9 protein-coding genes are annotated in these 16,996 nt (G+C 50.4%); 3 read left to right on the top strand and 6 right to left on the bottom strand.

What is annotated here, in order from left to right; translation table 11 throughout:
* Positions 1 to 62: 62 nt before the first annotated feature.
* Positions 63 to 1,118: a hypothetical protein gene (locus KUA49_RS04310; protein ID WP_203049854.1), complete on the top strand. Its 1,056-nt coding sequence runs from the start codon at positions 63 to 65 to the stop codon at positions 1,116 to 1,118.
* 435 nt (positions 1,119 to 1,553) lie between these two features.
* Here KUA49_RS04310 and KUA49_RS04305 read toward each other — a convergent pair whose 3' ends face one another.
* From KUA49_RS04305 to asnB, 4 genes are all read right to left on the bottom strand, one after another.
* Positions 1,554 to 2,609 carry a glycoside hydrolase family 43 protein gene (locus KUA49_RS04305; RefSeq protein ID WP_218412928.1) on the bottom strand — a complete coding sequence of 352 codons (1,056 nt, stop codon included), beginning with the start codon at positions 2,607 to 2,609 and terminating at the stop codon, positions 1,554 to 1,556.
* Positions 2,610 to 2,786: 177 nt separating this feature from the next.
* Positions 2,787 to 4,130 carry a glutamate synthase subunit beta gene (locus KUA49_RS04300; protein WP_218412929.1) on the bottom strand — a complete coding sequence of 448 codons (1,344 nt, stop codon included), beginning with the start codon at positions 4,128 to 4,130 and terminating at the stop codon, positions 2,787 to 2,789.
* Between the two features lie 99 nt (positions 4,131 to 4,229).
* Entirely contained in the window at positions 4,230 to 8,753 is a 4,524-nt protein-coding gene (gene gltB, locus KUA49_RS04295) for a glutamate synthase large subunit (RefSeq protein ID WP_218412930.1), read from the bottom strand.
* A 69-nt stretch (positions 8,754 to 8,822) separates the two neighbouring features.
* Positions 8,823 to 10,610: an asparagine synthase B gene (gene asnB, locus KUA49_RS04290; RefSeq protein WP_218412931.1), complete on the bottom strand. Its 1,788-nt coding sequence runs from the start codon at positions 10,608 to 10,610 to the stop codon at positions 8,823 to 8,825.
* A 488-nt stretch (positions 10,611 to 11,098) separates the two neighbouring features.
* Here asnB and KUA49_RS04285 point away from each other — a divergent pair, with 488 nt between their 5' ends.
* Positions 11,099 to 13,276, top strand: coding sequence for a GH92 family glycosyl hydrolase (locus KUA49_RS04285; RefSeq protein ID WP_218412932.1), 2,178 nt, complete (start codon positions 11,099 to 11,101; stop codon positions 13,274 to 13,276).
* 29 nt (positions 13,277 to 13,305) lie between these two features.
* The gene (locus KUA49_RS04280) at positions 13,306 to 14,790 is read left to right on the top strand and encodes a glycoside hydrolase family 125 protein (RefSeq protein WP_203039659.1); all 1,485 of its coding nucleotides are present in this window, start codon (positions 13,306 to 13,308) and stop codon (positions 14,788 to 14,790) included.
* Between the two features lie 93 nt (positions 14,791 to 14,883).
* Here the strand turns inward: KUA49_RS04280 and KUA49_RS04275 are convergent, their stop codons facing one another.
* On the bottom strand, positions 14,884 to 15,603 hold the full coding sequence (locus KUA49_RS04275) for a hypothetical protein (protein ID WP_218412933.1): 720 nt from the start codon (positions 15,601 to 15,603) through the stop codon (positions 14,884 to 14,886).
* 82 nt (positions 15,604 to 15,685) lie between these two features.
* Positions 15,686 to 16,948, bottom strand: coding sequence for an ammonium transporter (locus KUA49_RS04270; protein ID WP_218412934.1), 1,263 nt, complete (start codon positions 16,946 to 16,948; stop codon positions 15,686 to 15,688).
* Positions 16,949 to 16,996 lie beyond the last annotated feature (48 nt).

Here is a 16,996-nt window from a genome sequence, read left to right as displayed (position 1 = left end):
ACTTGCCATTTTGGGGCTTTTTGCGTACCTTTGCACCCACATTCAAATGTAATCGACAATTTATGAAGAAATATATGATAGCCCTGGCAGTAAGTTTACTGCCATCTTTGACGACAATGGCGCAGCAGGCAGAGAACCTTGGCAAGGAGCAATCTGCAGAGAAATGGATCAAGAACATAGACGCCTCTATCACAACAGGTACAACAGGTATAGGTATCGACGTAGCCGTACCTCTAAGCAACGTGGTTACCCTGCGTACCGGTTATTCATGGATGCCCCGTACACATGTAACAATGAACTTCGGTGTACAAGTGGGCGACGAAAGGATGTCTGACGAAGAAGAAGCGGCCAAGTTCAATAAGCTGGCAGACATGCTGGAAGAATATACTGGAACCCGAGTTGATAATAATATCGACATGGTGGGAACACCAACGATGAACAACTTCAAGTTGCTGGTAGACGTCCATCCTTTCAGAAACAAGAATTGGCATATCACTACAGGTTTCTATTGGGGACCATCCAAGATAGCCAAGGCAGAGAATGCCATCTATGACGGAACTTCGCTGGTAGCTGTGAGCATGTACAACAACCTCTATGAGCGCGTAAAAGCATCATACGAGAACTTTATCCCTTACATGCAAATGGGCGACCAGTATCTCTATGCCGGCAAGGAGTTATACGATAAGTTTATGAGCTATGGCAGAATGGGTGTACACCTTGGTGAGCGAAAAGACGGTTCTATCTTCCGCCTGGAGCCTGATGCCAACAACAATGTATCAGCCACCATCCATGTGAACAATTTCAAGCCATATCTCGGTTTTGGCTATGGAGGACGCCTCCTCAAGAACAATGATATCTACCATATCTCGTTTGATGCCGGTATTCTGTTCTGGGGTGGAACGCCAAGAATCATAACCAATGACATCTACAAGGTAACCTTCTCGCCAAACGAGGACTATACAGAAGCCATCAAGAACGAACAGATAGAACCTGGTGTAGACCTGGCAAAGGATATATCCAATATTCCTGGCAAGGTGGGCGACTATGTGAAGTTCTTCAAGGCATTCAAGGTTTATCCTGTATTGGAGTTGAGATTAAGCCGTAGAATCAGTTTTTAAACGCAAAGAATCATATCAATAAAACATAAAAACGCTAGAGTTTCCAGATGGTAAACTCTAGCGTTTTTTTTTATTACTGATGCCACGATATATATATAGTTGATGACACGAAAAACAATTATGCTACAATGAATAGCATGCCTATTTTTTCTTATTTTTTAATTCCTTATTCAAGTTTCGCAAGTAACCTCCGGTCCCCGAAGGGGGCCAACTTTCAATAACCGCTGGTGGAATGACCGAAGGTCATGGAACCTGCGGACAAACTAATAGTAGGGAGAAAGCGTCCCCAAAGGGGGCGAACCACATCCAGTCTTGCTCCTGTTCGCCCCCTTCGGGGACGATAAGAGAGTATCTGTGACTATCCGCAGGTTCCATTCCCTTCGGTCATTCCACCCGCGGTGATTCACATTCGCCCCCTTCGGGGACGGTAGAATGCTACTTGCGAAACTTCAGTTCCTTATCCCATTTTAGGAGACAATTATACTCCTTCTTGGTGATTCGCATGAAACTGCCGTGCTGCGGACCGGTTACGCCCTTGATATCCACAGGGTCTGAGAAATTGCGGAGATACTTGTCTGCCTTGCAGATGCGATAGTGCTTTGGATTATCGTGATACTGGATGTATGCCACGCGCCAGGTGTCATCGCCGATGAGCTGGAAGGCAGAGCTACCCTCGCAGTTCTTGCGGCCTTCGAAGCTTACATAATCGTTCTCTACAGGCTCACCCCAGCCATGGTTCAGATACTTGCTGGTAGCAGTGTAGATGCCCGGTTTTCCACCCTCTTTCTTGATGAGCATGTGGTAGAGCCCATCGCTCTTCAGGAAGTTGATGTCGGCATCGATGGTAGCATAGCCCCAGTCGAAGAGCAGCTTCGGCGTGGTGAGCTTGGTGAAGGTCTTGTCGGCATAGCTGTAGTACATGCGGTCGTACTTCTCCTCTGCACGGTTGAGCATGGAATAGTAGATCATGTATCCGCCCTTTTCGCCGTTTTCCCAACGGTAGTCAGGATCCCAGAAGATCTGAGGCGCCCACACACGGTTGATGTTGCTCCAGTCCTTGTATGGAGACTTGGCTGTGGCAGCATCGCAGAAGTTCTGCATACCCTTGCGGTAATCGAAGGTAACGCTGGTCCAGTTTTTCAGGTCCTTGCTCTTCAGGAGGTCGATGCCATAGTTATCCCACTTGCGGCTCTTGCGCACGCACATATCGGTGGTAACCATGATGTACCCCTTGCCATTATGCATGCGGGTGATGTAGGCATCGCGGGTACCGCCTTCGATGCGGGCGTGCTCTTCTGGGTTGAAGATTGGGTTGCCATCGTTGATGTCCTGATAGTTGTAGCCATCACGTGATACGGCGTAGGCAGTCCACTCTCCCTTGTCGCTCATGTGACAGTAGAGATAACCGTAATCGCCCTTTACTAAATTCTGTGCGGTCGTTGGCATAAAGGCTGCCAACGCCAGGAGAACAGCTGATAATTTCTTTTTCATTTTCTGCTGATTTGCTAGTTTAATTATTATTAGTTGAAATATTGAGTGCAAATTTACACTTTTTATTTGAGATTACCAAATTCTTGGGGGGAAGAATGGGGAGTTTTAACGAAAAAGGGAGGAAAACCTCATCACTGAGATTAACCTCCCTGCACTTATAGTTAAAAATAACCGATTTTACTTGCTCAGGAACTTATCTACCTGGGCTGCGATCTTTCTGCCGCTTGCCATGGCACGAACCACCAGAGAAGCACCGCTGGCAGCATCACCTGCCACGAATACATTCTCGGCAAACTCAGGCTGCTGTGGCTTCAGGAAGCCCATTGCCAGGAATACTGCCTCTGCCTTGATGATTTCCGGCTCGCCTGCCTCTACCATCAGTGGGCGACCACCCTCTGGGTTTGGCTTCCAGTCGATAGGCTGAACCTTCACACCTGTCAGCTTGCCGTTCTTTCCCAGGAACTCCAGAGAGTTGATGTTCCAGCGACGGGTACAGCCTTCCTCATGACTGGAGGTGGTCTTCAGGGTGCGAGGCCAGTTTGGCCAAGGATTCTTAGGATCCTCAGGGCCTTCCACTGGCTTAGGCATGATCTCAATCTGGGTTACACTCTTGCAACCCTGGCGATGAGCGGTACCGATGCAGTCGGAACCCGTATCACCACCACCGATTACCAATACATCCTTGCCCTTGCAGTTAACCAGTTCGTCCTTAGAGAACTCCATACCGGCGAGGATACGGTTCTGCTGAGAAAGCAGTTCCAGGGCGAAATAAACACCCTTCAGCTCTCTTCCAGGAATCTTCAGGTCGCGGGCTGTCGGCGTACCGGTAGATACCACGTAGGCATCGAAGCCTTCTGGCAACTTGGTCACATCAATCTGCTGGTTGTATCTGAATTCAATGCCCTCCTCTTCGAGAAGACGGAGACGGCGGTCGATGATGCTCTTGTTGAGCTTGAAGTTTGGAATACCATAACGCAACAGACCACCGGCATTCTCACGTGCCTCGAACACAGTTACCTTATATCCCTTATGGTTCAACTGGTTGGCAGCAACCAGTCCCGCAGGACCGGCACCGATGACAGCCACCGTCTTGCCATTACGCTCCGGAATCTCAACATGCACATAATCCTCAGAGAAGGCGTGCTCCACGATGGCGCACTCATCCTCACGGTTGGTGGTTGGCTCATGATCCATGAGATTCAATACACACGCCTTCTCACAGAGTGCAGGACAGATGCGTCCTGTGAACTCCGGGAAGTCGTTGGTGGAATTGAGGAGACGGTAAGCCTGCTCCCAGTCGCCCTTGTAGAGGGCATCATTCCACTCTGGTGCCTTGTTGCCCAGCGGACAAGCCCAGTGGCAGAAAGGCACGCCACAATCCATGCAACGTGAAGCCTGCTGTCGGCGGTCGTTGCTATTCAATGTCTGTTCTACCTCGCTGAAGTCGAGGATTCTATCGTGAATTGGTCTATAACCTGCTTCCTTGCGAGGTATAGTCAAAAATGCTTTTGGATTTCCCATCGTTATATTCAGTTTATAATTTATAGTTTATAGTTTATAGAGGCTAACGCCCTTGAGCACGGAAGTCCCTATCAACTATAAACTATTAACTGTTAACTATTAATAGTCTCGCTGCATATCCGCAATCTTCTGCTGCAACTTCTTTACCTGCTCCTCCTGGAGAACTCGCTTGTACTCGATTGGCACTACCTGGATGAAATCCTCTACGTAGTGATTCCAGTCGTCGAGCATGGTACGGGCAAGCTTACTGCCAGTGTAGAGATAATGCTGACGAATCAACTCGTGCAACTCCTTGCGATAGGTGCTGTCCTCCACGAGGTTAATCTCCACCATATCCATGTTACAGAAGTAATCGAAGTTGTGGTTCTTATCCCATACGTAGGCAACACCACCACTCATACCAGCGGCGAAGTTACGGCCGGTTTCACCGAGCACTACTACTCTACCGCCCGTCATATACTCGCAGCAGTGGTCGCCAGCACCCTCAATCACGGCGATGGCACCGGAGTTACGAACACCGAAGCGCTCGCCTACCTTACCATTGATATACAACTCACCGCTTGTGGCACCATACAATCCGGTGTTACCGGCGATGATGTTATCCTCGGCAGAGAAGTTGCTGCGGATAGGAGGAAGGATGGAAATACGACCTCCTGAAAGTCCCTTGGCGAAATAGTCATTGGTCTCACCTTCGAGCTTGAAATCCACTCCATTGACCAGGAAGGCACCGAAGCTCTGACCTGCAGAACCCTTGAACTTCACGTTCACGGTCTTGTCTGGAAGACCAGCCTCACCATATTTCCCGGCAATCATACCGCTCAGCATGGCACCTGCGGCACGATCAGTATTCTTGATGGCGAAGTCGAGGTTCACTTCTTCCTGATTCTCGATGGCACGCTGTGCACCACGGATAATCTGCTGGTCGAGTACATTGTCGAGGTCATGAATCTGCTCGGTAGTATGATAGAGCGAACAATGACCTGTCTCACGATGCAAGAGACGAGAGAAGTCAAGCAAGTCGGCCTTTTCCTCGATGCTCTTAGCCACCTCTGGCTCTACGGCATCAGCACCCTCGGTAGGAACAATCTCCTCATCCTTCTTGCGGACGATGAGCTCGGTATGACCGATGATATCGTTCAATGAGGTGTAACCCATCTCAGCCAGATACTCACGAACCTCCTCGGCGAGGAAGCGGAAGTAGTTGATAAGATACTTGTAGCTGCCACGGAAGTGCGCACGGAGCTTAGGATCCTGTGTGGCAACACCCATAGGACAGGTATTCAAGTTACACTTACGCATCATGACACAACCCAAAACGATGAGGGCTGCCGTACCGAAACTGAATTCCTCAGCACCGAGCAAAGCCATCAGGATGATGTCACGACCGCTCTTCAACTGACCATCTACCTGCAGACGAACCTGTCCGCGAAGACCGTTCTTTACCAAAGTCTGCTGGGTCTCAGAAAGTCCGATTTCAGGAGAGATACCTGCGAAACGCATGCTGGATGCAGGGCTGGCACCTGTACCACCCTCAGCACCCGAGATAACGATGAGGTCAGCCTTCGCCTTAGCCACACCAGCAGCGATGGTACCCACACCACTCTCAGCTACCAACTTCACGGAGATAGCCGCCTTAGGGTTCACATTCTTGAGGTCGAAGATGAGCTGAGCCAAATCCTCGATACTGTAGATATCGTGATGAGGTGGAGGAGAAATCAGGCTGATGCCAGGGATAGAGTGACGGGTCTTGGCGATGACCTCGTTGACCTTGAAGCCAGGCAACTGACCACCCTCACCCGGTTTAGCACCCTGTGCCACCTTGATCTGGATTTCCTCTGCATTTACCAAATATTCTGTAGTCACACCGAATCGACCGGAAGCCACCTGCTTGGTCTTGCTGGAGAGGCTGATGCCATCCTGTGTAGAATGGAATCGCTCGTTATCCTCACCACCTTCACCGGTATTGCTTCGAGCGCCCAGGGCGTTCATGGCGAGTGCCATAGCCTCGTGAGCCTCCTTAGAGAGGGCACCGAAACTCATCGCACCGGTAACAAAGTGCTTCACGATTTCCTCTACCGGCTCCACCTTATCTATAGAGATAGGATTCTTGCGGAAACCGAAGAAGTCGCGGATGAAGATAGGCTCCTGCTTATCGTCAACGAGATGTGTATATTTCTTGAAGAGATCGTAATCGCCCTTGCGTGTTGCGAGCTGCAGGGTAGCGATGGTCTCTGGATTCCAAGCGTGCTTGATACCGTCCTTGCGGTAGTGGAACTGTCCCATGCTTGGCAGGAAGTCGAGCTTCTTGGTCTCGAAAGCCTTGTCGTGCAGGCGGATGGCATCACGGGCGATGGTCTCGAGTCCGATACCGCCGATGGTGCTCACCTCTGTTCCGAAGTAGCTCTTCAGCAGGCTCTCGCTCAAACCGATGCTCTCGAAGATCTTGGCACCACGATAGCTTCGGATGGTAGAGATACCCATCTTAGCCATAATCTTGAACAAGCCCTTCTTCACAGCCTTGATGTAGTTCTGCTCGGCTGTATGGTAATCCTCCTGAATTTTTCCCTTCTTTACCAGGTCGTCGAGGATGGCGTATGTCAAGTATGGACAGAGGGCTGATGCACCGTAACCCAGCAACAGGGCTGCGTGCATTACCTCACGAATCTCACCGCTCTCAACGATGAGGGCTGTCTGTACACGCTTGCCGGCATCAATCAGATAATGATGTACGGCGCTCACAGCGAGCAATGATGGGATGGCGGCATGGGTCTCATCCACGCCACGGTCGGAGAGGATGATGTAGTTGTAGCCATCATCCACGCTCTGTGCTGCCTGCTTGCAGAGCTCATCCAGAGCCTCATGCAATCCTTCTTCGCCCTTGGCGGTTTCGAAGAGCATGTGGAGTTTTACTGTATTGAATCCCTTGTAGCGGATATTCTGAAGGATATCCAACTGGGTATTGGTCAGGATAGGATGTGGCAAGCGAACCATCTTGCAGTTGCTTTCGTCTGGGTTCAGAATGCCGGAACCTACTCTACCGATATACTCGGTAAGACTCATCACGAGGTTCTCACGGATGGAGTCGATGGCAGGGTTGGTAACCTGAGCAAACTGCTGACGGAAGTAGTTGAAGAAAATCTGTGGCTGGTCGGAGAGTACGGCAAGTGGGGTATCATTACCCATGGATGCAGTAGGCTCCTGCCCCTTGGTAGCCATCGGAATGATGGTACCGTCGATGTCTTCCTCGCCAAAACCGAATTCCAATTCCTTGCGAGTGAGGTTTTCTACACCATTTTCCACCTTACGTCCACTGCGCAACTTTTCCAGTTCAATACGGTTGGTGTTCAGCCACTGGCGGTAAGGATGCTGCTCAGCCAGGCGCTCCTTGATTTCGCCATCATAGTAAATCTTGCCTTCCTGGGTATCAATCAGGAGAATCTTACCAGGCTGCAAGCGTCCCTTCTCGGCAATCTCGGTTGGGTCGAAATCCATCACACCCACCTCAGAAGCCACAACCATCATATCGTTCTTGGTGATGGTATAGCGTGCAGGGCGCAGACCGTTTCTATCGAGCATACCACCGGCATAGCGGCCATCGCTGAAGAGCAGGGCGGCAGGGCCATCCCATGGCTCCATCAGGATAGAGTGATACTCATAGAAAGCCTTCAGATCCTCAGAGATAGGGTTCTTGTCGTTGAAGCTCTCAGGCACCATCACAGCCATGGCATGAGGCAGAGACAGACCGCTCATCACGAAGAACTCGAATACATTGTCGAGGCTGGCTGAGTCACTCATATCAGGCTGGACGATAGGAGAAATCTCACGGATATCGCCCAGAGCCTCACTGCTCAACACACTCTCGCGCGCCTTCATCCAGGCACGGTTTCCACGGATGGTGTTGATCTCACCATTGTGGGCAAGGAGACGGAATGGCTGAGCCAGACTCCATGTTGGGAAGGTGTTGGTAGAGAAGCGGGAGTGAACCAATGCCAGACCGCTTGTAAAATAATTATTGGTCAAATCAGGATAATATTGACGCAACTGGAGGCTGCTCAACATACCCTTATATACGATGTTCGAATTAGACAACGAACAGATATAGAAATCAGGATCGCTGATTCGTTTCTCGATGCGCTTACGGATGAGATAGAGGGTGCGCTCGAAGACAGGCACCTTATCATCGGTAACGCCCGTGATGAACACCTGCTTGATGGCAGGTTCGTTGCTCAATGCAGCCTCACCCAGACAGTCAGGGTTGGTAGGCACATTGCGCAGGTGCATCAGCTGCAATCCCTCGCGCTCAATTTCCTCGATCATGATAGAGAGGATATCCTGCTGTTTCTTCTCATCCTTAGGCAAGAAGATGAGACCCGTTCCGTATTTTCCCTTCTCAGGCACTGGGATACCCTGAAGAAGAATAAACTCATGTGGAATCTGGAGCATGATACCGGCACCGTCACCCGTCTTGTTATCGGCACCCTCGGCACCACGATGGCGCATGTTCTCGAGCACCTTCAAGGCGTTATCGACCAGCTCATGACTCTTGTTACCGTGGATATTCACCACCATACCTACGCCACACGCATCGTGCTCATAGGCTGAACTGTACAATCCTTTTTCCATTTCTTGTTCGTTTTATATCGGTTATTTCTAACTATTTTATTATTGATATGCTTGCTCGTAAAAGCTATGTTATTTATACGCCTGTTCATGAACTCCCGCCACGGCTCTGCCGCTAGGGTCGTTCTGGTTCTTGAATGAGGCATCCCAGGCAAGGGCTTCGGCTGTAGAACATGCTACGCTAGGTACGCTAGGCACGCTCTTGGCTGCACTGTCGCTTGGGAAATGCTCGGCGAAGATAGAGCGATAATAGTACTCCTCCTTGTTCTGTGGAGGATTGATAGGGAATCGCTCGGCAGCATGCGCCATCTGCTCATCACTGACGGCAGAAGCCGTAATCTGCTTCAGGGTATCAATCCATGAATAGCCCACACCATCGGAGAACTGCTCCTTCTGGCGCCATGCCACTTCTTCAGGAAGCAGATCGGCGAATGCCTCACGAACCACCTTTTTCTCGATGGTCTTATCCGGACACATCTTCAGCACAGGGTTCATGCCCATGGCTACATCCAGGAACTCCTTGTCGAGGAAAGGCACACGGCCCTCGATGCCCCATGCAGCCAGACTCTTGTTGGCTCTCAGGCAATCGTAGAGATAGAGCTTGCCCAACTTGCGCACGGTTTCCTCGTGGAAAGCCTTGGCATCAGGTGCCTTGTGGAAATAGAGATAACCTCCGAACACCTCGTCGGCACCCTCGCCCGAAAGCACCATCTTGATACCCATGCTGCGGATGACTCTCGCCAGGAGATACATCGGGGTAGAGGCACGCACGGTGGTAACATCGTAGGTCTCGATGAAGTAGATGACATCACGGATGGCATCCAATCCTTCCTGAATGGTGTAGTTGATTTCGTGATGCACGGTTCCGATGTGCTCGGCTACCAGTCGTGCCTTTGCCAAATCAGGCGCACCCTTCAAGCCCACGGCAAAGGAGTGCAGACGTGGCCAGTAAGCCTTGGTCTCGCCACCGTTCTCCACACGGGTAGAAGAATATTTCTCGGCTACGGCAGAGATAACAGAAGAATCAAGACCGCCACTCAGCAATACGCCGTAAGGCACATCGCTCATCAGCTGGCGCTTCACAGAAGCCTCCAGGGCATCGTGAATCTCCTTCACGGCTGCCTCTTCCTGAGGTTCCGCATCCTTCAGCTGGGCTTCAGCCTTCTTCTTATCATCAATCTGATATTTCTTCTGCATGGCGGCATACTCAAACCAGTCGCGGGTGTAGTAGCGCTTCATGCCTGGGTTCTTGCTGTAATAATAATGACCTGGGAGGAATGGCTCGTAATGGTCGCACTGACCTTCCAGCGCCTTCAACTCGCTTGCTACCAGCACTTTTCCATCCTTATCATAACCAATATAAAGAGGAATGACGCCGATAGGGTCGCGGGCGATGAGGAATTCATCACGCTCGGCATCGTAAAGGGCGAAGGCAAAGATGCCGTTCAGCTCTTCGAGCATCTTGGTGATACGGGCGTGGAGGGCATCCTCACCTTTATATATTAAGGTATCAAAGTCGGAATCTGCTCGCATCTCACGATAGAGAGAAAGAATCACCTCGCAGTCGCTGCCCGTCTGATACTGGTATTTACCGGCAAAGCGGGTACGGATGTCCTGATGATTGTAAATCTCACCGTTCACGGCAAGCACCTGTTTCTTATCTGGTGCAAACAAAGGTTGGCGACCACTTTCTGGGTCAACGATGCTCAGACGCTCATGTGCCAGGATAGCGGAACCACCACAATAGATGCCGCTCCAGTCGGGTCCGCGATGGCGGATCTTCTGGCTCATACGAAGCGCTTGCTGTCGCAATTCAGGAGTTTGCTCCTGAATATTGAAGATAGATACGATTCCACACATAATATCTTTTCCTTTCTTTTACGGTTATTTTTATCTTTTTACCTGCTAACAAATATCACTTTGCTAGATTTTGACTGCAAAATTACTACTTTTTGATAGAATAAAGAAGATTTCTCTTGCTTTTTGTCTTCATAAAGTTGCGCCACTATCAGATAGACAAATACAGCTCGCAGATTAATTACATTCTGTAAGCAAACAATACTTATTAGATTACAAAACGAAAGTTAGGCACAAAATCAAGGTTTTGTTTAATTTTTCACTGAATATAAGTAAACAGAATCATTTAATGTAGCAGAAACATAAAGAATAATTAATTAATTCTAAAAACCCATCTTATTCATCAGATTTTTACGGAAAACTTGGGTGATAACAGTTTTTTTTCTTATCTTTGCAACAAATTTAATAACATTCTAAACAATACAAAATTTAATATCAAGTATTCATGCTGATAGTTTCATGCAAACTATAGTTTGTACGATTTAAACAATATGAGAAAGAAACTGATAAATCTATTGATGATGACTTGCGTGATAGCCGGTGGCTTCACACAGGCATCCTTCGCTCAACAGGCTAAGTTGGGCAATCTCACCCAGTTTGTAAATCCAAGAATCGGAACGGGTGGTCACGGTCACGTATTCCTCGGAGCCAATGTTCCGTTCGGATATGTGCAGCTGGGCCCTACTGAGCCATCACGTGGCTGGGACTGGTGCTCGGGCTATCACCATTCCGACTCCGTGCTCATCGGATTCGGCCATCAGCACCTCAGCGGCACCGGTATCGGCGACCTGGGCGACGTGGCATTCCTGCCCGTAACTGATGCCAGCCAGAAGGAAATCCTCTTCAGTCATGCCAACGAGAATGTGCGCCCGGGCTATTACGCCGTAAAACTGCAGCAGCCTAACGTGTGGGTAGAGCTCACAGCCACCCAGCGTGCCGGATTCCAGCGCTACACCTTCGGGGCAGATGCACAGCAGGCACAACTGGTGCTCGACCTGAAGCAGGGCATCGGATGGGATGCGGCAAAGGATTACAACGTAGATAAGATTACCTCTACCACCCTGGCAGGCCATCGCTTCTCCAAGGGTTGGGCCAACGACCAGAAGGCATTCTTCTTCGCCGAATTCTCGCAGCCAGTCACCGTGAAGTCATTGGGCACCGGAAGATGGCTGATTACGGCAGCAGATGTTACCAAGCCTTTGATGGTCAAGACGGGCATGTCGGCTGTAAGTGCCGAGAACGCCCAGCTAAACCTGAAGAAGGAGATTCCGGGCTGGGATTTCCGCCAGGTGGTGGCTGCTGCCGACGAAGCCTGGAACAGGGAGCTGAACAAGGTGAACATCGAGACCACCGACTCCGCATCACGCCGCATCTTCTACACGGCGATGTATCACACCATGACCGCTCCATCCGTATTCTCGGATGTCAACGGACAGTACCGCGGTGCCGACGGCAAGGTATACGATGGCAACTTCACCAACTACACCACCCTCTCGCTCTGGGATACCTATCGTGCGGCTCATCCGCTGATGACGATGATTCATACTGATATGCTTCCAGACATGGCAAGCACTTTCATCAATATCTATCGCCAGCAGGGCCAGTTGCCGGTATGGCATCTCATGGGTAACGAAACCAACTGCATGGTGGGCAACCCGGGCATCCCTGTGCTTGCCGACATGGTACTGAAGGGCTACGTGCAGGATAAGGAAGGTGCCTACGAGGCAATGAAGCAGTCGGCGTTGAGAGAAGACCGCGGACTGGGGCTGCTCAAGAAATACGGCTATCTGCCTTACGACAAGGAGAAGACCAAGGAAACCGTGGCCAAGGGTCTGGAATATGCCCTGGCTGATGCCTGCGTTGCCAAGGTGGCGCGCATGCTGGGCAAGAAGCAAGACGCCAAGTATTTCGAGAAGAGAGCTAAATCTTACAGCAAATACTTCGACAAGGAAACAGGATTCATGCGCGGTATCGGTTCCGACGGCAAGTTCCGCACCCCATTCAACCCATTCGCTGCCGAGCATCGTGACGACGACTACACCGAGGGCAATGCATGGCAATACACCTGGCTGGTGCCACACGATGTGCACGGACTCGTGAAACTCTTCGGCAGCGAGCAGAAGTTTGTTACCAAGCTCGATTCGCTCTTCATCGTCACCGGCAGCATGGGCGACAATGCATCTCCCGACATCTCAGGACTCATCGGTCAGTATGCCCACGGCAACGAACCTAGCCATCACGTGCTCTACATGTACAACTATGTGGGCCAACCTTGGAAGGGAGCCCGTCTGCTGCGCCAGACCATGAACGAGATGTACAAGGATGATTTCGACGGATTGAGCGGCAACGAGGACGTAGGCCAGATGTCGGCATGGTATGTGCTTTCATCCATGGGTCTCTATCAGGTAGAGCCAGCCGGCGGCAAGTACATCATCGGCAGTCCTATCTTCGACAAGGCATCGGTGAACGTGGGCAAGGGCAAGACCTTCAGCATCATCTGCAGGGACAACAGCAAGGAGAACTTGTATATCCAGCACATCAAGCTCAACGGCAAGCCATACACCAAGTCGTACATCATGTATAACGACATCATGAAGGGCGGCACCCTGGAAATACAGATGGGCAGCCAGCCATCCAAGTGGGGCACCCGTCCAGCCGACCGTCCATAATATAAACTAACTAACAAAAAGATAAGAAAATGAGAAAGACTATTTTAGCAATGGCTCTTCTTGCCTCCATGACAGCGATGGCTCAGGAGAACGCCAAGGTGGATGTGCATGCACGCTATACCAAGGTGGTGACACCGGTGGATGGCAAGTACGAATCCAAGCGTCCGCCAGTGGAGGACCGCCTCTTCACCTCCACCGCCGTGGAGAAGAAGATCAAGGAAGTGCAGAAACTGCTGAAGAAGAACCCGAAACTGGCATGGATGTTTGCCAACTGCTATCCTAACACCCTGGAGAGCACCGTTCACTACCGTGTGCTCGAAAATGGTGACGACGATACATTTGTATATACAGGCGATATCCCAGCCATGTGGCTCCGCGACTCAGGTGCGCAGGTTTGGCCTTACGTAGCCCTCGCCAACAAGGACGAGAAGCTGAAGAAGATGCTGAGGGGTGTGATTCTGCGCCAGCTGAAGTGCATCAACATCGACCGCTATGCCAATGCCTTCAACGATGGTCCTACGGGTGCCGGATGGGTGAAAGACCGCACCAAGATGCAGCCGGATGTGTTCGAGCGCAAGTATGAGATTGACTCCTTCTGCTACCCTATCCGCCTGGCTTACGAGTACTGGAAGGTGACAGGCGATGACTCCATCTTCGGCGAAGTATGGATGCAGGCTGTGGAGAACATCCTGAAGACCTTCCACGAGCAGCAGCGCAAGGTAACAGCCAAGGCATATCACTTTACCCGTGTTTCCGACCGTGCCTTCGATACCATCGGCTGGGACGGTTTCGGTGCTCCGGTGAAGCCAGTGGGCCTCATTGCCTCCATGTTCCGCCCATCGGATGATGCCACGATTCTTCCATTCCTGATTCCTTCTAATTTCATGGCAGTATCATCCATGAACAAGGCTGCCGAGATTTTGAAGCATGTGGCTGAGAAGGATGCGGCAAAGAAGGATGCGGCTCTGAAGATTGCCAAGGATTGCAGCAGTCTTGCCGATGAGGTGCAGGCAGCCTTGCAGAAGTATGCCATCTACAACCATCCTAAGTACGGCAAGATTTACGCTTACGAGGTTGATGGTTTCGGCAACCAGCTTCTGATGGACGATTCCAACGTGCCATCCTTGTTGGGTATGGGCTATATGGGTGATGTTCCGATGAACGACCCTATCTATCAGAACACCCGCCGTTTTGTTTGGAGCGAGGACAATCCTTGTTTCTTCCGTGGCAAGGCTGGCGAGGGCATCGGTGGTCCTCACATCGGATACGACATGCCATGGCCTATGTCTATCATGATGAAGTGTTTCACAGCCCAGAGCGACGACGAGATTCGTTTCTGCATGAAGATGTTGCTGAACACGGATGCGGGCATGGGCTTCATCCACGAGTCATTCCACAAGGATGATGCATCGAAGTTCACCCGTCCATGGTTTGCATGGCAGAACACGCTGTTTGGCGAGTTGGTGATTAAGTTGATCAACGATGGCAAGGCCGACTTGCTGAACAACTTATAATATCATAGCAAATAATAATACATAAAAAATGCCGATAGTTCCAAATTCCAGAACTATCGGCATTTATCATTTATGAAACTAAAAAACAATATATTATGGCTGCAGGGTGAAACCTACTACCAGATACGCCTTCTCAGTGCTTGGGTTGGCTGCTACCTGGGCGAAGACTGGAACAGAGAAAGAATCGGTAATCTTCAAATCCTTGGTGGCTTTCACGCCTACATGGGTTACTGCAAAACCATTGGCATCACCATAGAAGGATGTGGCAAACGGTACGACACCTACGCTTGCCTCCCAATCACAGCCACCTAACTTGAATGGTGCTGTGGCCTCGAGATAAGATGAATAGGCACGGTCTCCATCCTTGTTTACTCCATCATTGCCCGCAAAGTTGGTGTACCAGTTGAGGGCAAGTGCTCCGAAATCATAACCTACGTTTGCCTCGAAGACATGAGAGGTTTCGTGTGCCTTATAGGCGAAATACTTCTCATTTGGAGAATTGAACCAGTAGTCGGTTACGCCGATATGGAAACCGCCAGTCTCGTATGCCAGGGTAAGATCGAACTCCTTGGTATCCTCAGGCTGAGAAAGTCCTACGCTTCCCCAGGCTGTGAGGGAGAGGCCTTTGTATCCGATGCCCAATGTAGGCTGCAGGGAAACGGCTCCCAAGTCCTGACCACGCCAGTAGTACTGGCTCACGATGTCTGCACCCATAGATGTCTCAACCTTGTCCTGCGCCATGGCAGCAGGAGCAAATGCCATCAAACCGAGTGCCAGGGCACCCATCTTCTTCATATCTGTAATCTTCTTCATAATCTCTCTTATTTTCGGGTTTATAATAAGAAGCGGTGGAAATCAATCCACCCGCTTCTATTCTTTATATATGAAAGGTATTTTAGTTGTAGCAACTCTCACCATGCTCGTAAATATCGAGGCCTTCTTCCTCAATTCTCTTGTCAACTCGCAAGCCGGCAATCTTCTTGATTCCCCAGAAGAGGATAACACCTGTTACGGCTGCCCAAAGGTCGATGCAGAGGATACCGAAGCACTGTGCGCCGAAGAAACCCAAACCGCCACCGTAGAAGGCACCGCCATCGAGGGCGAAGAGACCTGTCATCAAGGTACCGAAGATACCGCAAACACCATGCACAGAGCTGGCACCTACAGGGTCATCGATATGAAGCTTGGTATCAATGAACTCGATAGAGAATACCAGAATGATACCTGCCAAGAGACCGATGATGGCTGAACCCAACGGACTAACCAAATCGCAACCTGCGGTGATGGCTACCAAACCAGCCAGGATACCATTCAATGTCAATGAGAATGATGGCTTACCATACTTGATCCATGATGTGAACATGGTACCGAGACCGCCACATACGGCAGCCAGGTTGGTGGTAAGGAATACGTGGCTGATGGCTACGCGGTTAACCTCGCCAGAAGCAGCAAGCTGAGAACCTGGGTTGAAACCGAACCAGCCGAACCAGAGGATGAATACACCCAGGGCAGCAGCCATCAGGTTGTGACCAGGGATAGCCATGCTCTTGCCGTTGCGATACTTGCCCAAACGAGGACCTAAGCAGATGGCACCAACCAAGGCAAGTACACCACCCACGCTATGAACGATGGCTGAACCTGCGAAATCGTGGAAGGCAGCACCGAAGGTGTTCATCATGAATGAACCAGCCTCGCCGTTGCAGAGCCAACCGCCACCCCATGTCCAGTGACCCTCTACAGGGTAGATGATCAATGAGATGAAGAACGAATAGATGCAATACATGGAGAACTTGGTACGCTCTGCCATGGCACCTGAAACGATGGTAGCACTAGTAGCGCAGAACACGGTTTCGAACATCAGGAAACCCTCTGTAGGAAGACCGGCGGCATTTGTATAGAAAGACAAATCGCCCCAGTTAGGCATGCCGATGAATCCGGCGCCATCGCTACCAAACATGAATCCGAAACCTACGAACCAGAAGAGAACGGAACCGACCATGAAATCGACAAAGTTCTTAAACAAGATGTTCGCAGTGTTTTTACTACGGGTAAAGCCCGCCTCGCAGAGGGCGAATCCCGGCTGCATGAAAAAGACCAACATGGCTGCCAAGAGCATCCACACGGTATCTAATGAAATTCCTAAATCCTGTACACTCATAACATAAAATCTTTAAAGTGTTCTTTTACCTGAAAACTTACTCTCTCT

Origin of the sequence: Segatella copri, from assembly GCF_019249655.2 — a bacterium.
Classification (GTDB): Bacteria; Bacteroidota; Bacteroidia; order Bacteroidales; family Bacteroidaceae; genus Prevotella.
This window is presented reverse-complemented; position numbering and strand designations above follow the sequence as displayed.